Source organism: Pseudomonas sp. XP1, assembly GCF_053557675.1.
Map to the genome: position 1 here is coordinate 177,378 of NZ_JBNRIJ010000009.1, position 21,371 is coordinate 198,748.

Here is a 21,371-nt window from a genome sequence, read left to right on the forward strand (position 1 = left end):
GGGTTTTTTTACAGCTATCCGAATTACTCCGGACGAACCTGTGCAGCCTGCATGCCCTTCTGGCCGCGCTCGGCGACGAAGGAAACAGTCTGGCCTTCTTTCAGGCTCTTGAAGCCGTCAGATTCGATGGCCTTGAAGTGAACGAACAGGTCGTCGCCGCCGCCTGCTGGGGTGATGAAGCCGTAGCCTTTCTCATCATTGAACCATTTGACGGTGCCTTGTTGGCGATTGGACATGGGTGAATCTCCAGAACATTTAGTTTTTTCAGTGGTGCAATGCGGCCGAGGCTACGGAGCACGGAACACATCATAGTCTAATTCTGCGCATCTAGCGCCTTTTACCTTCGCAGGATATTGATCCAGCGCAAAGAATGGCTGGCCTGCTCTGGCTTTAAGGTTTCAGCTCTTCGGTGCGCAGGCCTGTTTCACGACCGTCTGGGCCTTCTGCATCAGCTTGGCGTCCACGCCATCGTTGCTGTCGAGGTCGGCAATCTCCGCGTCGGTGAAATTCTTTTTGATGGTTTGCGCGCCACAGTCGCAGTGTTTTTTCGCAGTCGCAGCGTCAACGCCTTGGCCTTGAGCCACTTGCGTGCACTGGCTCATGTAGGCGGCTTCCTTCCCGGCCGGGAAGTTGCCGGCATTCGCAGCCATGGGCAGCAGCAGGGCCCCAGCGGCCGCCAGGGCCAGAAGAGACGGAACTCGCATAACCGGTTACTCCTTGGGTTAAGGTCTCATCAAGAGTAGGTTGCTTCCCAAGGTCTGATAGGAATTTTTCCGCGTAAGTTCAGCCGAAGTCTGTAATTTCCAAATATTTCTGCCTGGCATGCAACCCGCGTGCTAGCATGCTCGGCTTGCAGCTGACAACGTGCAGCCTGCAGCTATCTTTTTTCTTTCCAGTCACTCTGGTTCGTCCCTGGCAAGCCGAAAGGCTTCTGCCACTGTGAGGCAGGCTTCCCGTTGCGGGAAGGCAGGTCGGATCTTGTACTGGCTCATCCCAACCCACGTGACCTTTGGTAGGGGTCACCACTAGGAGAGGAGGCGCCATGCCCGTTATTACTCTTCCCGATGGCAGTCAACGTTCGTTCGATCACGCCGTATCCGTAGCCGAAGTGGCCGCTTCGATCGGCGCCGGTCTGGCCAAGGCCACCGTGGCCGGCAAGGTCGACGGCAAACTGGTCGATGCCTGCGACCTGATCAGCAACGACGCCACCCTGCAGATCATCACCCCTAAAGATGAAGAGGGACTGGAGATCATCCGCCACTCGTGCGCCCACCTGGTCGGCCACGCGGTGAAACAGCTGTACCCGACCGCCAAGATGGTGATCGGCCCGGTCATCGACGAAGGCTTCTACTACGACATCGCCTACGAGCGCCCCTTCACTCCTGAAGACATGGCTGCCATCGAAAAGCGCATGATGGAGCTGATCGACAAGGACTACGACGTCATCAAGAAGGTGACCCCGCGCGCCGAAGTCATCGACGTGTTCAAGGCCCGTGGCGAAGACTACAAGCTGCGCCTGGTCGAAGACATGCCGGACGAGCAGGCCATGGGCCTGTACTACCACGAAGAATACGTCGACATGTGCCGCGGCCCGCACGTGCCGAACACCCGCTTCCTCAAGGCATTCAAGCTGACCAAGCTGTCCGGCGCCTACTGGCGCGGTGATGCCAAGAACGAGCAGCTGCAACGCGTGTACGGCACCGCCTGGGCCGACAAGAAGCAGCTGGCGGCATACATCCAGCGGATCGAAGAAGCCGAAAAGCGCGACCACCGCAAGATCGGCAAGCAGCTCGACCTGTTCCACCTGCAGGAAGAAGCCCCGGGCATGGTGTTCTGGCACGCCAACGGCTGGACCGTGTACCAGGTACTCGAGCAGTACATGCGCCAGGTTCAGCGCGTCAACGGCTACCAGGAAATCAAGACCCCGCAGGTTGTCGACCGCATTCTCTGGGAGCGTTCCGGCCACTGGTCCAACTACGCCGAAAACATGTTCACCACCTCGTCGGAAAGCCGTGACTACGCGGTAAAACCGATGAACTGCCCGTGCCACGTGCAGGTGTTCAACCAGGGCCTGAAGAGCTACCGCGACCTGCCGCTGCGCCTGGCCGAGTTCGGTGCCTGCCACCGTAACGAGCCGTCCGGCGCCCTGCATGGCATCATGCGCGTGCGTGGCTTCGTGCAGGACGACGCGCACATCTTCTGCACCGAAGAACAGGTGAAGAAAGAAGCCGCCGACTTCATCAAGCTGACCCTGGACGTGTACAAGGACTTCGGCTTCACCGACATCGCCATGAAGCTGTCGACCCGCCCGGCCAAGCGCGTGGGTTCCGAAGAGCTGTGGGACCGTGCCGAAGGCGCACTGGCCGACGCCTTGAACGAATCGGGCCTGGAGTGGGAATACCAGCCGGGCGAGGGCGCCTTCTACGGCCCGAAGATCGAGTTCACCCTGCGCGACTGCCTCGGCCGTAACTGGCAGTGCGGTACCCTGCAGTACGACCCGAACCTGCCAGAACGCCTGGATGCCAGCTACATCGCCGAAGATAACAGCCGAGTTCGCCCGGTCATGCTGCACCGTGCCATCCTCGGTTCGTTCGAGCGCTTCATCGGCATGCTGATCGAGCACTACGCTGGCGTGTTCCCGGCCTGGCTGGCACCCACCCAGGCCGTGATCATGAACATCACCGACAAGCAGGCCGATTTCGCCCTCGAGGTGGAAAATACCCTGAACGGTAGCGGTTTCCGTGCCAAGTCGGACTTGAGAAATGAGAAGATCGGCTTTAAAATCCGCGAGCATACTTTGCTCAAGGTCCCGTACCTTTTGGTTATAGGGGATCGCGAAGTCGAAACGCAGACCGTCGCAGTACGCACCCGTGAAGGCAAAGACCTCGGCTCCATGCCGGTGGCTGAATTCACGCAGCTGCTCAACAGCGCTGTTGCCCAGCGCGGTCGCCTAGAATCGGAGTAATGACTATTAAGCGTGAAATGAGAAACGATAAACGAACTGCACCGAAAGCCCCGATCAACGAGAATATCTCGGCACGCGAGGTTCGGTTAATTGGCGCTGACGGCGAGCAGATTGGCATCGTCTCGATTGATGAAGCGCTTCGTATCGCTGATGAAGCGAAGCTGGATCTGGTGGAGATCTCCGCCGACGCGCAACCGCCCGTCTGCAAGGTGATGGACTACGGCAAGCACCTCTTCGAGAAGAAGAAGCAGGCCAACGAAGCCAAGAAAAACCAGAAGCAGATCCAGATCAAAGAAATCAAGTTTCGTCCAGGGACGGAAGAAGGGGATTACCAGGTAAAACTACGCAACCTGGTACGTTTCCTTACCGATGGGGACAAGGCCAAGATCTCTCTGAGATTCCGCGGCCGTGAGATGGCCCACCAGGAGCTGGGCATGGAGCTGTTGAAGCGGGTCGAAGCCGACCTCGCCGAATACGGCTCCGTTGAGCAGCATCCTAAGATGGAAGGACGCCAGCTTATGATGGTCATCGCCCCCAAAAAGAAGAAGTAATCTCCCGGGCACGGCAGGCCTGATGATTATTGTGTAATTTTATCGAATGCGGAGTTCCAACATGCCAAAAATGAAAACCAAGAGCGGTGCTGCGAAGCGCTTCCTGAAGACCGCTTCCGGCTTCAAGCACAAGCACGCTTTCAAGAGCCACATCCTGACCAAAATGTCGACCAAGCGTAAGCGTCAACTGCGCGGTGCCAGCCTGCTGCACCCGTCTGACGTGGCAAAAGTCGAGCGCATGCTGCGCGTACGTTAATTCTGGTTTAGATAGAGGAAGTTACTCATGGCTCGTGTTAAGCGTGGCGTCATCGCTCGTAAGCGTCACAAGAAAATTCTGAAACTGGCTAAAGGCTACTACGGTGCACGCTCGCGCGTATTCCGCGTTGCCAAGCAGGCTGTCATCAAGGCAGGTCAATATGCCTACCGTGACCGCCGTCAGAAGAAGCGTCAGTTCCGCGCACTGTGGATCGCTCGTATCAACGCCGGTGCCCGCACCAACGGTCTGTCCTACAGCCGTCTGATTGCTGGCCTGAAAAAGGCTTCGATCGAAATCGACCGTAAGGTTCTGGCCGATCTGGCAGTGAACGAAAAAGCGGCGTTTGCTGCGATTGTCGAGAAAGCTAAAGCCGTTCTGGCTTAAGTACCCGCGACAATCACCCGGCGGCGCTAGCGCCGTCGGGCATTGAACGTCATCGATAGGGGAAGAGCCTTCAAAGCTCTTCCCCTATTTTCGTATCTGGAGTCTGTACATGGAAAACCTGGATGCGTTGGTCTCCCAAGCCCTAGAGGCCGTGGAGCGCGCTGAAGACATCAATACCCTGGAACAGATCCGGGTGAACTATCTCGGCAAGAAAGGCGAGCTGACCCAGGTGATGAAGACCCTGGGCAACCTGCCAGCCGAAGAGCGGCCGAAAGTCGGCGCGCTGATCAACGACGCCAAAGAGCGCGTCACCGTTGTGCTCAATGCCCGCAAGGCCGCCTTCGAAGAAGCCGAGCTCAGCGCTCGCCTGGCTGCCGAATGCATTGACGTCACCCTGCCAGGCCGCGGCCAGGCCACCGGTGGCCTGCACCCGATCACCCGTACACTCGAGCGCATCGAGCAGTTCTTCACCCACATCGGCTACGGCATTGCCGAAGGCCCAGAGGTGGAAGACGACTACCACAACTTCGAAGCGCTCAACATCCCAGGCCACCACCCGGCCCGGGCGATGCACGACACCTTCTACTTCAATGCCAACATGCTGCTGCGCACCCACACCTCGCCGGTGCAGGTGCGGACCATGGAGTCCACCCAGCCGCCAATCCGCATTGTCTGCCCGGGCCGCGTGTACCGCTGCGACTCGGATATCACCCACTCGCCGATGTTCCACCAGGTCGAAGGCCTGCTGATCGATCGCGATATCAACTTCGCCGACCTCAAGGGCACCATCGAAGAGTTCCTGCGCGTGTTCTTCGAAAAAGAACTGGCGGTACGTTTCCGCCCATCGTTCTTCCCCTTCACCGAGCCGTCCGCCGAAGTCGACATCCAGTGCGTGATGTGTTCCGGCAAAGGCTGCCGCGTGTGCAAGCAGACCGGCTGGCTGGAAGTGATGGGCTGCGGCATGGTGCACCCGAACGTGCTGCGCATGTCCGGCATCGACCCTGAAGAGTTCCAGGGCTTCGCCTTCGGCATGGGCGCCGAGCGCCTGGCCATGCTGCGCTACGGCGTCAACGATTTGCGTCTGTTCTTCGATAACGACCTGCGGTTCCTTGCCCAATTCCGCTAGGCCCAATCGACGCACATTCTAGGAGAACAGCATGAAATTCAGTGAACAGTGGCTGCGCGGTTGGGTAAACCCGCAAGTCTCCCGTGACGAACTGGTTGCCCGCCTGTCCATGGCCGGCCTCGAAGTCGACAGCGTTACCCCCGCTGCCGGCCAGTTCAGCGGCATCGTCGTGGGCGAAATCCTCGCCACCGAACAACACCCGGACGCCGACAAGCTGCGCGTGTGCCAGGTAAGCAACGGCCAGGAAACCTTCCAGGTCGTGTGCGGCGCCCCTAACGCCCGCCCAGGCATCAAGATCCCGTTCGCCATGATCGGCGCCGAACTGCCAGGCGACTTCAAGATCAAGAAGGCCAAGCTGCGCGGTGTCGAGTCCTTCGGCATGCTGTGCTCGGCTGCCGAACTGCAGATCAGCGAAGAGAACGACGGCCTGCTGGAACTGGCGGCTGACGCCCCGGTTGGCGAAGACATTCGCCAGTACCTGAGCCTGGACGACGCCAGCATCGAAATCGGCCTCACCCCCAACCGCGGCGACTGCCTGTCTATCGCAGGCCTGGCCCGCGACGTCAGCGCCCTGTACGACACCCCGGTCACCCGCCCGGTAGTGCCAGCCGTACCGGCTGCCCACGACGAAGTGCGCCCGGTCGAAGTCAGCGCCCCGGCTGCCTGCCCACGCTACCTGGGCCGCGTCATCCGTAACGTCGACCTGAGCAAGCCGACCCCACTGTGGATGGTCGAACGCCTGCGCCGCAGCGACGTGCGCAGCATCGACGCCGCCGTCGACATCACCAACTACGTGATGCTCGAACTCGGCCAGCCGATGCACGCCTTCGACCTGGCAGAAATCAACGGCGGCATCCGCGTACGCATGGCCGAAGAGGGCGAGAAGCTCGTCCTGCTCGACGGCCAGGAAGTGGCCCTGCGCGCCGACACCCTGGTGATCGCCGACCACACCCGCGCCCTGGCCATTGCCGGCGTCATGGGTGGCGAGCACAGCGGTGTGAACACCGAAAAAACCCGCGACCTGTTCCTGGAAAGCGCCTTCTTCGAACCGATCTCCGTCGCCGGCAAAGCCCGTTCCTACGGCCTGCACACCGACGCCTCGCACCGCTACGAGCGCGGCGTTGACTCGCAACTGGCCCGTGAAGCCATGGAGCGCGCCACCCAGCTGCTGCTGGACATCGTCGGCGGCGAAGCCGGCCCGGTCGTCGAAGCCGTCAGCGAACAGCACCTGCCGCAAGTGGCCCCGGTCACCCTGCGCGCCGAACGCATCACCCAGATGCTCGGCATGGAAATGGACCCAGCCCAGGTCGAGCAGCTGCTCAACGCCCTGGAACTGACCACGACTAAAGACGGGGAAGGGCAGTGGACCGTCAACGTCCCAAGCCACCGCTTCGACATCAGCCTGGAAGTGGACCTGATCGAAGAGCTGGCCCGCCTGTACGGCTACAACAACCTGCCGGTTCGCTACCCGCAAGCCCGTCTGGCCCCCCAGGGCAAGCCGGAAACCCGCGGTGACCTGCCGACCCTGCGCCGCCTGCTGGTTGCCCGCGGCTACCAGGAAGCCATCACCTACAGCTTCATCGACCCGAAACTGTTCGAACTGTTCAGCCCGGGCGTAGAGCCGCTGCTGCTGGCCAACCCCATCTCCAGCGACATGGCCGCCATGCGCGCGTCCCTGTGGCCGGGCCTGGTCAAGGCACTGCAGCACAACCTGAACCGCCAGCAAGACCGCGTGCGCCTGTTCGAAAGCGGCCTGCGCTTCGTCGGCCAGCTCGGCGACCTGAAGCAGCAGCCGATGATCGCTGGTGTTGTCACCGGCAGCCGCCTGCCAGAAGGCTGGGCCAACGGCCGCGACGGCGTCGACTTCTTCGACGTGAAGGCCGACGTGGAAGCCCTGCTGGGCTACTCCGGCGCCCTTAGCGACTTCACCTTCAGCGCCGGCAAGCACCCAGCCCTGCACCCAGGCCAGACCGCCGCCATCGAGCGTGACGGCAAGCTGGTTGGCTACCTCGGCGCCATCCACCCAGAGCTGGCAAAAGCCCTGGACCTGGACCGCCCGGTGTTCCTGTTCGAGCTGGTGCTGGGCGACGTGGTCGAAGGCCGCCTGCCGAAATTCAGCGAGCTGTCCAAGTTCCCGGAAACCCGCCGCGACCTGGCTTTGATCGCAGGACGTGATGTAGCTTCTAGCTCGGTGCTTGAAGTAATTCGTGACAATGCAGGCGAATGGCTCACAGACCTCAGGCTGTTTGACGTCTACCAAGGTAAAGGTATTGATCCTGATAGAAAAAGCCTTGCCGTCGGCTTGACCTGGCAGCATCCATCGCGCACTCTTAACGACGATGAGGTGAACGCCGCACTGCAAAACATCCTCACCTCGCTCGAACAAAGGTTGAACACCACGTTAAGGAAATAACGGCATGGGTGCTCTGACGAAAGCTGAGATGGCCGAAAGGCTGTACGAGGAGCTGGGGCTTAACAAGCGTGAGGCCAAGGAGCTGGTCGAGCTGTTTTTCGAAGAAATTCGGCACGCACTTGAAGAGAACGAGCAGGTCAAGCTGTCCGGTTTCGGCAACTTCGACCTTCGCGACAAACGCCAGCGGCCGGGCCGCAACCCCAAGACAGGGGAAGAAATCCCGATCACTGCACGGCGCGTCGTCACCTTTCGTCCAGGGCAGAAGTTGAAGGCCCGGGTTGAGGCCTATGCTGGAACCAAGCCATAACGACGAACTGCCCCCCATACCGGGCAAAAGGTACTTCACCATTGGTGAGGTGAGTGAGCTTTGTGCGGTAAAACCGCACGTGCTGCGGTATTGGGAGCAGGAGTTCGATCAGCTCAATCCCGTGAAGCGGCGGGGGAACCGGCGGTATTATCAGCGGCAGGATGTGCTGATGATTCGCCAGATTCGTGCGCTGCTTTATGACCAGGGGTTCACCATTGGCGGGGCTCGGTTGAGGCTCTCCAGTGATGAGGCCAAGGATGAGTCGAGCCAGTACAAGCAGCTGATTCGGCAGATGATTGTCGAGTTGGAGGATGTGTTGGTGGTGTTGAAGAAGTGACCTGGGTTGCTGGTGAATGGAAAATTTTTTGAGAAAAAGCTTCCATTTATCAGGAGGTTAGGGTACATTCTTCAACGTTCTCGGTAGTATTGAGAGCATGCTTCAAAGCCCAGTCGGGGCGTAGCGCAGCCCGGTAGCGCACTTGCATGGGGTGCAAGGGGTCGAGTGTTCGAATCACTCCGTCCCGACCATATTAGAAAAGCTCAGCCGTTACGCGGTTGAGCTTTTTGTTTTTTTACTGGCTATGTCCGAGCGAATTTTCAAGGTCGATATGTGCGATGTGCGTTAAGTGCTTGAGCGTCGTATAATCCTAGCGCTCATGAGGGGGGTTCATGCCAACAGCGGTCTCATTATTTTCGGGGTGTGGCGGGTCAGATGCCGGCGTGATAGCTGCTGGTTTTGATGTCGTTATGGCTAATGATGTCTTGGCGTACGCTCATGATGTTTACTTGGCAAATTTCCCTGAGACCGACTATAGAGTTGGTGATGTTCAAGCTATCTCGAGCTTTCCTGATGCTGAATTGCTAGTTGGTTGCTACCCGTGTCAAGGGTTCAGTCAAGGTGGTGCGCGCGAAGCCAACAGAAAAATTAACACCTTGTACTTAGAGTTCGCGCGTGCGCTTAATTTAATTCAGCCTAAAGCATTCATTGCCGAGAATGTGTCTGGATTAAGGCGAAGTACTTACAAACATCTGCTTGACGACCAATTGAAACAGTTTTCTGAGGCTGGTCGTTATGGCTACGACGTCTATTGGAAGCAGCTTAATGCTCATGATTTTGGTGTTGCACAGGAAAGAAAGAGATTAGTTATCGTTGGTGTCAGAAAAGATTTAGGTGTTCCATTTGTTTTTCCTGCCCCAACGCATGGTCCTTTAACCGACACTCCATACTTTACTATTGCTGATGCATTGGAAGGATTGCCAGACTGGCCCACAGGTGAGTTTTGTGATGATCCCTTCCACTGGTATTATCTATCTAGAAATCGGCGCAGAGACTGGTCTGAAGTAAGTAAAACTGTTGTTAGTCATATGCGCCATATGCCATTGCATCCTATTAGTCCGAAACTGCTTCGCATAAATACGGATAAATGGGTGTTTGAGAATGAAGCGCCAGCTCGAAGGTTCTCTTATCGGGAGGCAGCGAGATTGCAGGGGTTTATGCCTGAATATATCTTGCATGGCGGAGATTTGATCTTTCCGGAAACCATTACTGGTTCTAAGGCTAACATCGAGCACAATATGTTAAGGCACAGGTATAGGGTAGTTGGTAATGCAGTGCCTCCACCGCTTTTTCATGCAGTTGCAAGTGCATTGCCCGATATTTGGAACTAGAGATATGAGGCCAGCGTTTAGCTGGCCTTATTTCATTGGTAAGGTTTTACTACGAGTCCAATCGCGTCTCGGATTTTGGATCCAAATTTAGCTTCAAAGTGATCGTGATTATCTTCTGAGATTTTTGAAATTCTGAGGCGATCAAACGTTATTCCTGCGCGTCTGCAAACGTCATTGAAAATTGCATGACCTGGGATATGGTGAGGTACAGAGAAGGCCCTTAGAAATTTTGCATAAGTTACCGGGTTTATCCATCGCTCAAGTTTTTCAACTTGGAGGTCGGAGAATTTAGTTTCCCAGTCATCGCCGCATGCACATTGACCTAATATAAATAGCTGGCCGTTTCTGAAGTCGCCAAAAGGCTTCCATGCGATAAAGTCCAGGCCTTCATCTTTGGGTGCGTTGGGGGATTCATCGTCTTCAAGGTGTACGGTAGGTAACCACTGAAATTCACCTAAAGTTAGTTCATTCACTCTCTCGAAAAGTTTTTTAAAATTTTTAGGCCTCTCGATTGGATCATGTGACGGCGCACCTGTTCTAATGCCTTCGGCTGACCCGCCTAAATAGCACTTCGCGACTTCAGTAACTATTAATTCAAAAAGTATGGGGAGCTGATTGTAAGGGGCTGAACTAATGTTTTTTTGAATGGTAGTGATTAGGCAAAATTCGTACGCGAGTGTTTTACTTTTAATGTACTTTAGTGCATTACCTTCTCGAATAAAGGGGTAGGAATGCCCTCCTAGTTTTATCCGTCTGTCAATCTCCTGTATCACTGGGCCCGTAATCATATCCAGGGCATATTCTTCATCCTTCCAGGTGTAGCCATGCTCGGGAAGATCGGAATGATGCTCGTCCGCAATAATATCATCCGCTACACCTATATCTATTGGGGTAATTCCACGCTTTATTGCATTTAGTTCAGCCTCGTCAGCATTGGTTGAGGGCTTGAACAATATGCCTCTCTGGTCCCATCGATAACTGTCTTGAACATAATCCATTTAAAAAAAGTCCGGGCTGTCCATTTCGCGTAATGTTTTAAATAGGTTGGCGCTAAGTTGAGCTACATCTCTGGTTTTATTGATCATATGAAGGGCATCATTTTTATCCAGCTTCCCTTCAGAAACTATCTTAAGCGCGCTTGCAATGGCGTTCTCTGCTTCGATCATAGACGATGCAAACTGATCAATAGGTGATTTTGACAGCGCCTCAATTTGATCGACTGTCTTTCCGGCCCGTAAAAGCTCACGCTTAGTCGGATCAGCGATTGCGCTAGCTAGTGCTCCTAACTGCCTTGAGTCTGCGATCAAGCCGTTTCGTGCTTTGCTACGGTCGCCGAACATGTAGCTAATGGCTGCGGCGGAGTCAGCGGTTTTATTTTTCGGAATTGGAGTTCTATTTTTAGGATCAAACTCACCTAGTCCCAAATAGTTCCTGACTTGGCTGTAATCTAAGAATGTATAAACCCAAGAGAATGGGAAGTCTGGATTGCTGCCTCGACCTTTTCTTAAACTATCGCTTGGAATGAATTTTCCTTCATCTTTTAGTTGATTGATGAAGTAATAGCCTTCAAGAAGTCTTTGAATTGTTCTATTTTTGTCGCCGGTTACTTCGGCGATCTGTTGTAGTGTCATTTGTCCAGACGAAACGACGTCGTCAATCCAAGATGCTTTTGCATAGGAGTCCCATGCTTTCGCTGACATTATGTGGCGTACGCCGAGGTATGCATTTAAGTTTAGGGAGTCATCCCCTGTCTCAAATACATGTACGGGCACTACACTTGCTTTTGACCAAATGCTTTTTTTATTCTCTAGTACGTCCGTGAATCTGCGAGCTTGATTGCTAGCACGGTCGTCGCCCGACAGAATTAAACATGCTGACAGTCGGCGATTTCCTTCTACTACAGTATAGCTACCGTCTGCTTCGTGGCGGGCGATCAAGGGCTCTGCGGAGAAATATCCATTGTAAGCAAGGGAGCTTATTACATCTTCAATTCCAAAGTTTTCGACAATGAAATCGAGTATGTCGTTTTGATTGGCTCTTCCGCCCTTTGCTATGCCAAATCGAGGGTTCTTACTGTCGAGCTTCAAATCTTTAAGTGATATATACTTAATTGGTGCGTCAGGTATAGGTAATGCCAGCTTGGGTTTGCGTTGTGACATGAGATGTCCTGCCGTTTTCTACTATATAAGGATGGAGTATAGCTCTTTTGAGGTAAGAATTCTAGAGACTCCCGCTTTAAAATCTGCTGGGTTCAGTCATTGCAGTAGCTGAAAATTACGTACCTTTATTGGGAGGTCAGGTCTATTTTGGTTTGGCGTGAGTGCATGCTATGTTTTTGTATGGTTTCTGATTTACTTTTTGGCTTCAATGGTGGCCTGGGTGACTTTCTTTGCACGACTCTCCGATCCTGGTGTAGGGGTTTCCAGTTGTCTTGCGGGTGCTTCTAGGTCTGTTAGGTTTTCAAGAGTAGATTTAAGTATAACTGGAGCATCGGTCGGCTTTCAATCGAATGGCTCTTCGAGGTTTTATCAAGTGTTTAATTCTGTCTCTTTATTTGGCTTTCTACGTTAGGCTCTAGCTCTGCGCGTATGTGGTTGTCGTCTGGTTTTTTAGGGGTGTCGTCAATTTAAATTTAGGATTCAAGTTGGTGTCTAGATGTGGGGTCTTATATTTTCTTTTGGGGGCCTAAAAATTTTCTCAAGTGTCTAGTTGGCCTCCAGGTTGAAATAGTTGTTTTGATGCCTGAGCAAGTGAAATATTTGGTCTTTTGTTTGTGCGATGCATTGGTTTTTAATGATATGGGCTTCGCTAGTGTTTTTTTGGTGAATTTATGCGAAATATTTTGGGGTTAATAGGCTTGCTATTGATCCTTGTTTTGGAGTTTATGTGTTAACTCATAAGGTTAGCGGGCTGAAGCTTCGGTGTTTTTGGTCGTTTGCCTAATAACGGTCTTCCGGACATCATCTCTTGCTCAGCGACAGCTCGACGACCGAAGTCTTAAGGCTCAGCAGAATTACATCTTCTATGTTGTTGTTAGTGCTATCGTTCAGAAACTATATGTTGGTGGTTTCATAAAAAGGTCCCTCTTCCTTATTGAAGGCAGGCAGTCAGGCTTAGTCGTACTTCCAAGCGGTATTGCGGCCTTTTGAACTGTGTACTTTTCGCCGCTACGGGGCAGTTTGCATTAGGCTGCGGCGTGAAGGTCCATGCCCAATAAGGAGGCAATGCCTACCAGATAAATCAGCACGTCGCGAGTTCACTCTCGACGGCCTGCGATGTTTCCAGGCTGCGAGTTACGGACTTGGAAACGTCTTCGCTGAGCCATTGGAAGATCTCAGTTAACTCACCGACTTTACCCCATGGCTAGGTTCTTGGGTGAATGGAACTTGGCCCAGTTGCGGTCGCTGGCGACTGCTCAAGGGCCTGGGCCAGGCGGGTGATATCGAAAAGTTAGGTTGAAGTGTTGGTGGGTGTCACGAGCGCATCCTGTGGCGGCGGGCGAACTGTGCTGTTTTGAGCCACCGTTTCGCCTTCGTTGCAGATGCTGGATACCATACTTCCAACAGACGAAATGAGAAAGAGCGTAGGAATATTCTAGTGCGTCTGACAGCGTGGGACTAGCGCGTGATAGGTAAACACGCCGTTGTTAGCGAGTTGTGCGGCCTTGTGCGGCTTGATTTTGCGTAGGAAAAAGCTGAGAGTGGCGACGAAAATCACCGCAAGGATGCTTAGCCAGTGCCCCAGCTTTCCCTCCTGAAAAGCCCCGCCGCCGTACAGGCTGCAATGGATGAGTTTTCGCGTCTGGGACGGGTGGCGTTCCTCAAACGCTATGGTTTCGGGAAATCCAGAGACTACATGGTTCGCAACCCTCGAACTGGGGAGCCATGCGACTCGAAGGCGATCGTGGGTGTTGCCTTTGGTAAGCAGTTTCCTAATCAAGGCGTGCTTAGGGCCGAGGATTTCTCTGGCGGTGAAATGACCGTGGTTCCGCTGCTCCAGGCTTTAGGTTTTGACGTTATACGGATTGGGGAGGATTGGACGGAAAATGAGGTCCAGGCCACGGTCGCTGACTATTTCGAAATGCTCCGTTTAGAAGCTGATGGCGTGGCGTTTAACAAGTCCGGGCACAACGAGCTCTTGCGCAAGCAATTGAAAGGGCGAAGCAAAGCGTCCGTAGAGCTTAAACACCAGAACATCAGCGCTGTTCTCGCAGGTATGGGTTTGCCTTTTATCCAAGGCTACAAACCCCGTGGTAACAGCCAATTGTTATTACGCAAAACTGTCCAAGATTACGTGCTTCGACATTCGGAGGATGTGGGCAAGATCGTCGATGTGCTTGAGGAGGTGAAGAGCCCGGCACAGAAGTCATACTCAGCAGTGCTAGTCGAATCTCCAGTTATGGAAGAGCGGCAGACGCTGGCTGCACCGACACACATTCGACAGCGCCTACCTCGCAAGCTTGACTACGCCGCTCGGGACGAAGCGAATCGCAAACTTGGGCGATTGGGCGAGGGCTGGGTGATTGGCTATGAGCAGCACCGCCTGACGGAGATGGGCCACCCTGAGCTGTTCCAAAAGTTGGAGTGGATCTCGGACACTCAAGGTGATGGTGCTGGCTACGACATCCTTTCGTTTGAGAGCGATGTTCTCCATCGCTATATTGAGGTGAAGGCGACGAATGGGGGGATCGCGTCCTCATTTATCGTTAGCCACAATGAAATAGAGTTCTCTCAGGAAGCAGGGGACCAGTATTATCTTTACCGGGTTTTTCAACTTAGAGACGATCCCAAGCTTTTCATTCTGCGAGGTGCTTTGTCAAACCAGCTGTACTTGAAACCGTTGGACTTCAGGGCGAGTTTTCGCGAGCACTTTCGTTAGTGGTTGCCTAGCTGATTGCGTAATCAGGTGGGACTTTTGTTGATTGTATTTCGTTGAATGCGCTGGCATGGGAATGGGTCAGTGGTCGGTAATCATGAAGGGAGAAATTCAGTGTCGATTGATCATACAATAAAAGTTTTGGAGGTGTTGGGCGCCTGCGAGCCGCGCAAAATCCGTCGTACAGATTTAGAGGCTAAAGCGCAGGTGATCGCGAATTGGTGTCTAGGATTCTCGTTTATTTTCTTGCTCGTGAATGGGTTGTTTGTGTTTTTCTATGATGCCAGGCCTCCGGCTACAGTGGCTAAAATATTTGTGATAATTATGTTTTTGCTTACCACGGTTCTGGCTGTGGCTGCTTTAATCGTTCCAATGATAGCCTCATTAATGCTTCTGCGGAAATGGAAGATTCTTGCTCTCGGTAGTTTGTGTGAGGATGTGCGGCATGAACACAAACTGGCTGGCCAGCTAGACGTATACGGACATCCTGCATTGGAGGATGCACGGTTTTGGTTGGAAAGAAAAATCAGTCGAATAAACGCTAGCTCAGGACGTTTTTTTGGTGAGAAAACAGCAGTTGTTGGATTGCTGGCAACCTCATACTCCTTTGTTGGCGAATTTGGTGGTTTGGATTGGGTTGCTCAAACTTTTACAGCAGGCTTCAAACTTGACAATCTTGGTAATACTCTGCTGCTTTGGATTGGAGCATTTTTGTTTGGATTCTCGATAGGTGCGATATTGTTGGGATTTCTTGCGGCTCGTTATCATTACCAGATTGAAATTCTTGATGTCGCATTGAGGGGCGCTAGCAAAGAGACCCCGATATTTGATGAGCCTCGAGAATGATGATTGGTGGGGCTTGGAAACTTGCGATCCCTCGATAAATGGCCAGAGTTATTCCGGGCCGCTTCGCGGCCCTTCTCACGACCTAAGGCCGCTTCCACATGAACCTATGCACTACTTCGACTTGTCAGCCGTCCTTCATCATACCCAGCTCGGCATCATCCATCAGCGCCTTAGCTAATGCGCAGAGGTAATGCGAGGCCCAGATCAACTGTGGCTTGTCTTCCATCAAGCCGTCCAGGGTCATATCCCGTGCGTAGCCCATAAGCTCCGAGGCTTGTTCTCGGGCGCTCTGGCAGGGGATGCCTGCTTCGATGCGGAACAGCGGATGTGTCTGGTTTTCACCTTGGTAGAAGGTGGTTTTGCCGACGGTGAATTTGGTTTCTTCTGTGGACATTGTTCAGTCTCCCCGAAATCTCTAGTGCCTGGTCTGGCCTCATCGCCGGCAAGCCAGCTCTCACAAATACTGCATAGGCCTCGAGATTTGTGGGGCAGCTTAGATCCATGTGGGGCCTTGTTTGCTGGCGATAGGGGCAGCCCAGGCGACACATCAATGAAGCCTTAGTGCAAAGTCCTAGGCTCAGTGGGCATTTGCACCTGGATCAGTGCGGACTCAAGCAAAGCTCGCAGCGTCTCCAGTTCATGCATCGAGGTCATCATCAAAATCGACGCAGGCGATTTGGGCTGCAGCAGCATTGCCTGATGCACAACGGTCGCCGCGCATAGTGCGTAGTCCGTGGCTTGGATCAGGGTGTCTTCAAGGCAGAGAGTCTTGTGGGGAGGATCTGGAACGATCTTGAGCATGGTGAAGCTCCAACGTAGAAGGAGGAACTACCACGGCCATGCCGTCAAGCAATGGGGTGGTAGCTGTACGCGGGTTGACGGACCGAGACGTTGGCACTCGGCGCACCACAGGGTGCCCGCACGTACAGCCACCATAAAAGTGTGCACATGAGGACAGCGTCATCGGTCCGTCAAAACCGGTCGCTGAATTGGCAGCGACAAGCCGAGACTAAAATCCACGTTGGTCATGTGCAACGAAAAACAGGCACAGGGAGTATCTTTGGGAAATGGCCTACAAGGAAGGGTTTAATTCTGACATTTTTTGCCCGTTCATCTCCACACCATGCAACGCAGGCTGCTCTGTTAACGCTTTGTGAATCTCAAAAAGCTTTCCACTCACGAATCCCTGTATCCAGTTATGTCGCGATGCCAACAAACGGTCCAGCATGGACTTTCGCCACTCAAGCCTTGAAACTGACCCGCTCGCATCTGGACCAAGGCAGGTCACGGGCCTGCCCCCTGCAATGGACGCCAAGTAACAGCCCATGGAATGCACCGAAGATGACTATCGAAGCTTTTGCCCCTTTCCAGCGCTTTGCCGCAGACCTGCTGAAGTATCTACCGGCTGACCAGCCAGATGGCTCCCACGACCTGTCCCACATCCATCGCGTATGGGTCAACGCACAACGGATACAGCGCGTAGAAGGCGGCGACCTGGAAGTGCTGCTTGCAGCGACGGTGCTGCATGATTGTGTCGCAGTAGAAAAGAACTCGCCCTTGCGTGGGCAGGCGTCAACGCTGTCCGCACAAAAGGCGGCGTCAATCCTGGCTGATATGGGCTGGCCATTGCAGCGCATCGAGCAGGTGGCGCATGCAGTCAAAACCCACAGCTACTCGGCTGGCTTCGAACCACTCACCCTTGAGGCTAGGATTCTTCAGGATAGTGATCGCCTGGACGCTATAGGTGCAGTGGGTATCGCCCGGTGTTTTTACGTTTCCGGGCGAATGGGGTCGGCGCTGTACGATTTCGAGAACCCCGCTGCGTGGGGGAGGGAATATCTGGATAAGGCGTATGCGGTCGAGCACTTTCATACCAAGCTGCTCAAGCTTGCGTCGGGTTTTAAAACTGCTGAAGGGGCTCGGCTGGCTGCTGAACGTCATGCTCGGCTTGAAGTGTTTCTTGCGGATTTCATGGATGAGATCGGGGCTGGCGGGGTAGGGATGCAGTGACGGGGCTTGGGGCGATTGGCAGGTTTTTTGGCATGAGCCAGTTGTATTGGAACTGCCCACGACTGGATCGATGTTGTGGGTTTCTTTGGGGAAGTAGCCAGGCCTTGGGCTTTGGGGCGGGTAGCTGTGGTGTCATGGGCCTAAGTGTCCTGTTTGGGCGCGGAAGAATTTAGCGTGAGCATGGCACCGGCTGCGCCGGTGTTCGCGGCTGAAGCCGCTCCCACAGGGGGGCTGCTAATTCAGGGAGATATTTGCAGTTTTTGAGGGCGGGGTTGTTCGTGAAGACCTTGTCGGCGATGCCATTCGCTGTGTTGGAGTCTTCGTGGGTATATTGGACCGCGGCGGCGCCGATCCCTTAGAGGCTGGGTCCTTGCTTGCCGGTTGAGCTATCCGTGCGGCAACGCGCCTCTGGGCTGGACCTTCTTGTGCTAGGTTCTGCTGATCGACGAGTTGTGTGCAGTTTTTGAGCGGGTTTACAGTGGATGGCACGGGCTGCGCCCGTGTTCGCGGGCGCGCCCGCTCCCACAGGGATCGCGGTAACATTTAGAGTTTTTGCAAGGCAGTTGCTTTCAAAGGGCAAGCGCAGGGTTTGAGCACTGTGTTTGCGGCCTTTAGATGTTCCAGCTTTGGCGGCAAGGGCATGCCGAGCGGGGCGGGCTCTGGGGAATGAACAGCCGGGCTGACGTGCGAGAAGAGATGCCGTACAGCCCGGACCGTGCTCGGCTCAAAATGACGGGGCTACATAGACAACCCGATCACGCCCATTCTGTTTGGCGGTATAGAGCCCCTTGTCAGCACGTTCCAGTGCGTCATCCAGCCTTTCACCCTTGGCAAACAGGGTGCACCCTACGCTCACGCTCACCTTCAACGGGCCACAGGGTAACTGCATCGGGCTGGCACCCACCTGTTCGCGAATCCGCTCAGCAATCCGGGTCAGCTCTTCGCTGTCCTTGACCTGCAAAACAGCAACAAACTCCTCACCCCCATGCCGCACCACCAGGTCATCAGGGCGCAGTGCCGCACGCAGGCGACGGGCAGACTCGCATAGCACTTTGTCACCGCCGCCATGGCCGTACTTGTCGTTTATGGATTTGAAGTGGTCCAGGTCGGCATAAACCGCACCCAGCTGTAAGCCGTTCACCTCTGCCAATCGTCGTTCATGCGCTTCAAACGCCGACAACGCGCCGCGGTTCCACAGTTGTGTCAAAGGGTCGAGCAGGGCTTTGCGCTGCTCGCGATCCATTTCAAGCCGCAGATCGCGGTTCACCTGCGCCAAGGTGCGCAGCTGCAGGTATCCCTCGGCGAGCGTGGCCAAGTCCCTGAAGTTTGCTTGCTGAGCCTCGCTGAGCTCGCGTGGGCGCGGGTCGAACATGCACAGCGTACCGATGGCTTTGCCGTTACCTGCACGCAAGGGGTGGCCGGCGTAAAAGCGGATGTAGGGCGGGTTGAGCACCAGCGGGTTGTCGATGAATCGGCCGTCGCACTTGGCGTCGGGCACCATCAGGGTACCCTCGCCGAGAATGGCGTAGCCGCAAAAGGAAATACTGCGCGTCGTCTCGCTTGCCTCAAGCCCTATGCGGGCCTTGAACCACTGTCGGTCCTGGTCGATCAGGCTGATAAGCACAGTGTCCACATGGGCCAGGTCCTGGGTGAGCCGCACCAGGGTATCGAGGTAGTGCTCGGCTGGTGTATCGACCAGGTTCATTTCATCGAGCGTGCGCTGGCGAAGCGCTTCGTCAGCGGGTAAAGGGCAAGCTGGCATCTTTGGTCCTCCATTCCTTGGTTGGCTGCTTCGGTACCTGGCGGGGGCGTGTTCTATATACCGTCGAAACAAGCACAGCATAGGTTATAGCGTGGAGCCTTGGGCTGCAGGTGCGGCTGGCCATTTCTTGCCGAGAGTGTGATTTCTTTCGCTCGGTCTTCGTCAAGAATGCTACCCCTTCGCCGTCGTCTGGGGACTGATACAGGGCCTTTCATGCAAACGCTGTTGAACGAGATTCTTGAAGAAGTACGTCCCTTGATCGGCAAGGGCAAAGTGGCTGACTACATACCTGCGCTGGCCGATGTGCCGGCGAACCAGCTGGGCATCGCGGTCTATGGCAACGATGGCAGTTATTACTGCGCAGGCGACGCCCTGGTGCCGTTCTCGGTGCAGAGTATTTCCAAGGTGTTCAGCCTGGTGCAGGCGATTGGGCACTCGGGGGAAGCCATTTGGGAACGGCTTGGCCATGAGCCTTCCGGCCAGCCGTTCAACTCGCTGGTGCAGCTGGAGTTCGAGCGCGGTCGGCCGCGTAACCCGTTTATCAATGCGGGGGCGTTGGTGATCTGCGACATCAACCAGTCGCGCTTTGCTGCACCCACGTTGTCGATGCGCGATTTCGTTCGGCGGCTGTCGGGCAATCCCCATATCGCGATCGATGCCCGCGTTGCCGATTCGGAGTATAAGTTCCGCGCGCGTAACGCGGCCATGGCTTACCTGATGCAGTCGTTCGGCAACTTCCATAATGAGGTGGAGACGGTACTGCGCAGCTATTTCAGTTACTGCGCGCTGCAGATGAATTGCCTGGACCTGGCCCGGGCGTTCTGTTTCCTGGCCAATGATGGGTTCTGCAAGCACAGTGGTGAGCAGATTCTGACCCGGCGCCAGACCCAGCAGGTGAACTCGATCATGGCCACTAGCGGGTTGTATGACGAAGCAGGGAATTTCGCCTACCGGGTTGGGTTGCCTGGCAAGAGTGGCGTGGGGGGCGGGATTGTAGCAATCGTGCCGGGGCAGTTCACGGTGTGCGTGTGGTCGCCGGAGTTGAATGCGGCGGGTAACTCGCTGGCGGGGATGGCGGCGCTTGAACTGCTCAGTTCGCGTATCGGCTGGTCGGTATTCTGATCGGCGGGCTCGGTGGCTGAGGTAGGCCCGGTTGATACCTCAGCTCGTCGGGTCCTGCCCCAACACCTTGGCCAGCGCCACCCGGGCATCTTCAAGCTGTACCAGTGAAGCATGCCGCGCACCCAGCGCGTCACCGTTCTGGATAGCGGTCAGAATCGCCTTGTGCCGGGGCAGGGCGAGCTGGTCGAAGTTCGCGCGCTGGTTGGAGTAGCGCACCGATTCGCGCAGCGCCATCGACAGCATGTTGCACAGGTAGGCCAGCAGGTCGTTATGGGTGGCGTCGGCGATGCGGGCGTGGAAGTCCAGGTCGGGTTGCAGGCGTTCTTCGTGGTTGCGTGCGGCTTCCATGCGTTGGTAGGCCTCGGCGATCGAATCGACGTCGTCGGCGCTGGCGTTGGTGGCGGCCAGTGCGGCGGCGGCGGGTTCGATGACCCAGCGTACGCTGCTCAGCATGTTGAAGAATTCTTGCTGTGGCGTGGCCTGCATCAGCCAGTGCAGTACGTCGGGGTCGAGCATGTGCCAGTCATGGCGCGGCCGGACCAGGGTACCCACCCGCGGGCGGGCCTCGACCAGGCCCTTGGCAGTCAGGGCGCGCATCGCCTCGCGGAACACCGGCCGGCTGATTGCGTAGGCTTCGCACAGGCTGGCCTCGGAGGGCAGCTTCTGCCCGGGTGCGAGTTGGCCGGATACGATCTGTACGCCAAGGTCCTGGACCAGGGTGGCGTGCATGCTCTTGCGCGTGGTGGGTTGGCGGTAGTTCATGTGCGGCGGGGCGGATCCTTCGGGCGGGGGCAGCATCATAGCATTAGCGCGTCGACGCGGTGCATGGCACCGGCTGCGCCGGTGTTCGCGGCTGAAGCCGCTCCCACAGGTGTAGTGTCAACTCGAAGCCAGCGCAGTACCTGTGGGAGCGGGCGTGCCCGCGAAGCAGGCGACGCGGTGCATGGCACCGGCTGCGCCGGTGTTCGCGGCTGAAGCCGCTCCCACAGGTGTAGTGTCAAATCGAAGCCAGCGCAGTACCTGTGGGAGCGGGTTTACCCGCGAAGAATCCGGCGCGATCGATGGCACCGGCTTTGCCGGTGTTCG

General features: G+C 55.5%; 21 protein-coding genes and 1 tRNA gene. 14 read left to right on the forward strand and 8 right to left on the reverse strand.

Annotated elements, in window-relative coordinates:
• Window positions 1-23: 23 nt before the first annotated feature.
• Together ACK1U9_RS11255 and ACK1U9_RS11260 are read right to left on the reverse strand one after the other, a co-directional pair.
• Window positions 24-236 carry a cold-shock protein gene (locus ACK1U9_RS11255; protein WP_003250656.1) on the reverse strand — a complete coding sequence of 71 codons (213 nt, stop codon included), beginning with the start codon at window positions 234-236 and terminating at the stop codon, window positions 24-26.
• A 162-nt stretch (window positions 237-398) separates the two neighbouring features.
• Window positions 399-704: a hypothetical protein gene (locus ACK1U9_RS11260; RefSeq protein ID WP_025338540.1), complete on the reverse strand. Its 306-nt coding sequence runs from the start codon at window positions 702-704 to the stop codon at window positions 399-401.
• 338 nt (window positions 705-1,042) lie between these two features.
• Between ACK1U9_RS11260 and thrS the strand changes: the two genes are divergently transcribed.
• From thrS to ACK1U9_RS11310, 10 genes are all read left to right on the forward strand, one after another.
• Entirely contained in the window at window positions 1,043-2,965 is a 1,923-nt protein-coding gene (gene thrS / locus ACK1U9_RS11265; protein WP_013972004.1) for a threonine--tRNA ligase, read from the forward strand.
• Window positions 2,965-3,516 carry a translation initiation factor IF-3 gene (gene infC, locus ACK1U9_RS11270; protein ID WP_013972005.1) on the forward strand — a complete coding sequence of 184 codons (552 nt, stop codon included), beginning with the start codon at window positions 2,965-2,967 and terminating at the stop codon, window positions 3,514-3,516. Before thrS ends, infC begins: the two co-directional genes overlap by 1 nt.
• Before the next feature lie 61 nt (window positions 3,517-3,577).
• Window positions 3,578-3,772 (forward strand): 50S ribosomal protein L35, encoded by a 195-nt coding sequence (gene rpmI, locus ACK1U9_RS11275; protein ID WP_003250667.1) that lies wholly within the window; start codon window positions 3,578-3,580, stop codon window positions 3,770-3,772.
• A 27-nt stretch (window positions 3,773-3,799) separates the two neighbouring features.
• Window positions 3,800-4,156, forward strand: coding sequence for a 50S ribosomal protein L20 (rplT, locus tag ACK1U9_RS11280; protein WP_003250671.1), 357 nt, complete (start codon window positions 3,800-3,802; stop codon window positions 4,154-4,156).
• Between the two features lie 109 nt (window positions 4,157-4,265).
• Window positions 4,266-5,282: a phenylalanine--tRNA ligase subunit alpha gene (gene pheS / locus ACK1U9_RS11285; RefSeq protein WP_013972006.1), complete on the forward strand. Its 1,017-nt coding sequence runs from the start codon at window positions 4,266-4,268 to the stop codon at window positions 5,280-5,282.
• Between the two features lie 31 nt (window positions 5,283-5,313).
• Window positions 5,314-7,695 carry a phenylalanine--tRNA ligase subunit beta gene (gene pheT / locus ACK1U9_RS11290; RefSeq protein ID WP_241105758.1) on the forward strand — a complete coding sequence of 794 codons (2,382 nt, stop codon included), beginning with the start codon at window positions 5,314-5,316 and terminating at the stop codon, window positions 7,693-7,695.
• A 4-nt stretch (window positions 7,696-7,699) separates the two neighbouring features.
• Complete coding sequence (gene ihfA, locus ACK1U9_RS11295; RefSeq protein ID WP_003250679.1) at window positions 7,700-8,002, forward strand: integration host factor subunit alpha; 303 nt, start codon at window positions 7,700-7,702, stop codon at window positions 8,000-8,002.
• Window positions 7,983-8,339: a MerR family transcriptional regulator gene (locus ACK1U9_RS11300; protein ID WP_003250681.1), complete on the forward strand. Its 357-nt coding sequence runs from the start codon at window positions 7,983-7,985 to the stop codon at window positions 8,337-8,339. Before ihfA ends, ACK1U9_RS11300 begins: the two co-directional genes overlap by 20 nt.
• Window positions 8,340-8,453: 114 nt before the next feature.
• Window positions 8,454-8,530 (forward strand) — tRNA-Pro (locus ACK1U9_RS11305).
• Between the two features lie 141 nt (window positions 8,531-8,671).
• Window positions 8,672-9,670 carry a DNA (cytosine-5-)-methyltransferase gene (locus ACK1U9_RS11310; RefSeq protein ID WP_153670999.1) on the forward strand — a complete coding sequence of 333 codons (999 nt, stop codon included), beginning with the start codon at window positions 8,672-8,674 and terminating at the stop codon, window positions 9,668-9,670.
• A gap of 32 nt (window positions 9,671-9,702) precedes the next feature.
• Here the strand turns inward: ACK1U9_RS11310 and ACK1U9_RS11315 are convergent, their stop codons facing one another.
• The gene (locus tag ACK1U9_RS11315; RefSeq protein ID WP_153671000.1) at window positions 9,703-10,668 is read right to left on the reverse strand and encodes a hypothetical protein; all 966 of its coding nucleotides are present in this window, start codon (window positions 10,666-10,668) and stop codon (window positions 9,703-9,705) included.
• Entirely contained in the window at window positions 10,669-11,829 is a 1,161-nt protein-coding gene (locus ACK1U9_RS11320; RefSeq protein WP_153671001.1) for a ParB N-terminal domain-containing protein, read from the reverse strand.
• 1,576 nt (window positions 11,830-13,405) lie between these two features.
• Between ACK1U9_RS11320 and ACK1U9_RS11325 the strand changes: the two genes are divergently transcribed.
• Together ACK1U9_RS11325 and ACK1U9_RS11330 are read left to right on the forward strand one after the other, a co-directional pair.
• A complete protein-coding gene (locus ACK1U9_RS11325) occupies window positions 13,406-14,548 on the forward strand; it encodes a DUF3883 domain-containing protein (protein WP_449109901.1) in 1,143 nt (380 codons plus the stop codon).
• A gap of 111 nt (window positions 14,549-14,659) precedes the next feature.
• Entirely contained in the window at window positions 14,660-15,391 is a 732-nt protein-coding gene (locus ACK1U9_RS11330; protein ID WP_153671002.1) for a hypothetical protein, read from the forward strand.
• 124 nt (window positions 15,392-15,515) lie between these two features.
• Here the strand turns inward: ACK1U9_RS11330 and ACK1U9_RS11335 are convergent, their stop codons facing one another.
• Both ACK1U9_RS11335 and ACK1U9_RS11340 read right to left on the reverse strand, forming a co-directional pair.
• Window positions 15,516-15,785, reverse strand: coding sequence for a DUF3077 domain-containing protein (locus ACK1U9_RS11335; RefSeq protein WP_153671003.1), 270 nt, complete (start codon window positions 15,783-15,785; stop codon window positions 15,516-15,518).
• A 164-nt stretch (window positions 15,786-15,949) separates the two neighbouring features.
• Window positions 15,950-16,192, reverse strand: a complete 243-nt coding sequence (locus ACK1U9_RS11340) for a hypothetical protein (protein ID WP_025338548.1) — start codon at window positions 16,190-16,192, stop codon at window positions 15,950-15,952.
• Between the two features lie 540 nt (window positions 16,193-16,732).
• On the opposite strand from ACK1U9_RS11340, the gene ACK1U9_RS11345 reads away from it, so the two are divergent.
• Window positions 16,733-17,401, forward strand: a complete 669-nt coding sequence (locus tag ACK1U9_RS11345) for an HD domain-containing protein (RefSeq protein ID WP_153671004.1) — start codon at window positions 16,733-16,735, stop codon at window positions 17,399-17,401.
• Window positions 17,402-18,125: 724 nt separating this feature from the next.
• Here the strand turns inward: ACK1U9_RS11345 and ACK1U9_RS11350 are convergent.
• A complete protein-coding gene (locus ACK1U9_RS11350; RefSeq protein ID WP_449109905.1) occupies window positions 18,126-19,163 on the reverse strand; it encodes a sensor domain-containing diguanylate cyclase in 1,038 nt (345 codons plus the stop codon).
• Between the two features lie 213 nt (window positions 19,164-19,376).
• Between ACK1U9_RS11350 and glsB the strand changes: the two genes are divergently transcribed.
• On the forward strand, window positions 19,377-20,285 hold the full coding sequence (gene glsB, locus ACK1U9_RS11355) for a glutaminase B (protein WP_449109902.1): 909 nt from the start codon (window positions 19,377-19,379) through the stop codon (window positions 20,283-20,285).
• Window positions 20,286-20,324: 39 nt separating this feature from the next.
• Here glsB and ACK1U9_RS11360 read toward each other — a convergent pair whose 3' ends face one another.
• Window positions 20,325-21,047, reverse strand: a complete 723-nt coding sequence (locus tag ACK1U9_RS11360; protein WP_046614056.1) for a FadR/GntR family transcriptional regulator — start codon at window positions 21,045-21,047, stop codon at window positions 20,325-20,327.
• Between the last annotated feature and the right edge of the window lie 324 nt (window positions 21,048-21,371).

Coding starts and splice junctions, on each gene's coding strand:
- ACK1U9_RS11255 (WP_003250656.1), bottom strand. CDS start 236: ATGTCCAATCGCCAACAAGGCACCGTCAAATGGTTCAATGATGAGAAA.
- ACK1U9_RS11260 (WP_025338540.1), bottom strand. CDS start 704: ATGCGAGTTCCGTCTCTTCTGGCCCTGGCGGCCGCTGGGGCCCTGCTG.
- thrS (WP_013972004.1), top strand. CDS start 1,043: ATGCCCGTTATTACTCTTCCCGATGGCAGTCAACGTTCGTTCGATCAC.
- infC (WP_013972005.1), top strand. CDS start 2,965: ATGACTATTAAGCGTGAAATGAGAAACGATAAACGAACTGCACCGAAA.
- rpmI (WP_003250667.1), top strand. CDS start 3,578: ATGCCAAAAATGAAAACCAAGAGCGGTGCTGCGAAGCGCTTCCTGAAG.
- rplT (WP_003250671.1), top strand. CDS start 3,800: ATGGCTCGTGTTAAGCGTGGCGTCATCGCTCGTAAGCGTCACAAGAAA.
- pheS (WP_013972006.1), top strand. CDS start 4,266: ATGGAAAACCTGGATGCGTTGGTCTCCCAAGCCCTAGAGGCCGTGGAG.
- pheT (WP_241105758.1), top strand. CDS start 5,314: ATGAAATTCAGTGAACAGTGGCTGCGCGGTTGGGTAAACCCGCAAGTC.
- ihfA (WP_003250679.1), top strand. CDS start 7,700: ATGGGTGCTCTGACGAAAGCTGAGATGGCCGAAAGGCTGTACGAGGAG.
- ACK1U9_RS11300 (WP_003250681.1), top strand. CDS start 7,983: ATGCTGGAACCAAGCCATAACGACGAACTGCCCCCCATACCGGGCAAA.
- ACK1U9_RS11310 (WP_153670999.1), top strand. CDS start 8,672: ATGCCAACAGCGGTCTCATTATTTTCGGGGTGTGGCGGGTCAGATGCC.
- ACK1U9_RS11315 (WP_153671000.1), bottom strand. CDS start 10,668: ATGGATTATGTTCAAGACAGTTATCGATGGGACCAGAGAGGCATATTG.
- ACK1U9_RS11320 (WP_153671001.1), bottom strand. CDS start 11,829: ATGTCACAACGCAAACCCAAGCTGGCATTACCTATACCTGACGCACCA.
- ACK1U9_RS11335 (WP_153671003.1), bottom strand. CDS start 15,785: ATGTCCACAGAAGAAACCAAATTCACCGTCGGCAAAACCACCTTCTAC.
- ACK1U9_RS11340 (WP_025338548.1), bottom strand. CDS start 16,192: ATGCTCAAGATCGTTCCAGATCCTCCCCACAAGACTCTCTGCCTTGAA.
- ACK1U9_RS11345 (WP_153671004.1), top strand. CDS start 16,733: ATGACTATCGAAGCTTTTGCCCCTTTCCAGCGCTTTGCCGCAGACCTG.
- ACK1U9_RS11350 (WP_449109905.1), bottom strand. CDS start 19,163: ATGCCAGCTTGCCCTTTACCCGCTGACGAAGCGCTTCGCCAGCGCACG.
- glsB (WP_449109902.1), top strand. CDS start 19,377: ATGCAAACGCTGTTGAACGAGATTCTTGAAGAAGTACGTCCCTTGATC.
- ACK1U9_RS11360 (WP_046614056.1), bottom strand. CDS start 21,047: ATGAACTACCGCCAACCCACCACGCGCAAGAGCATGCACGCCACCCTG.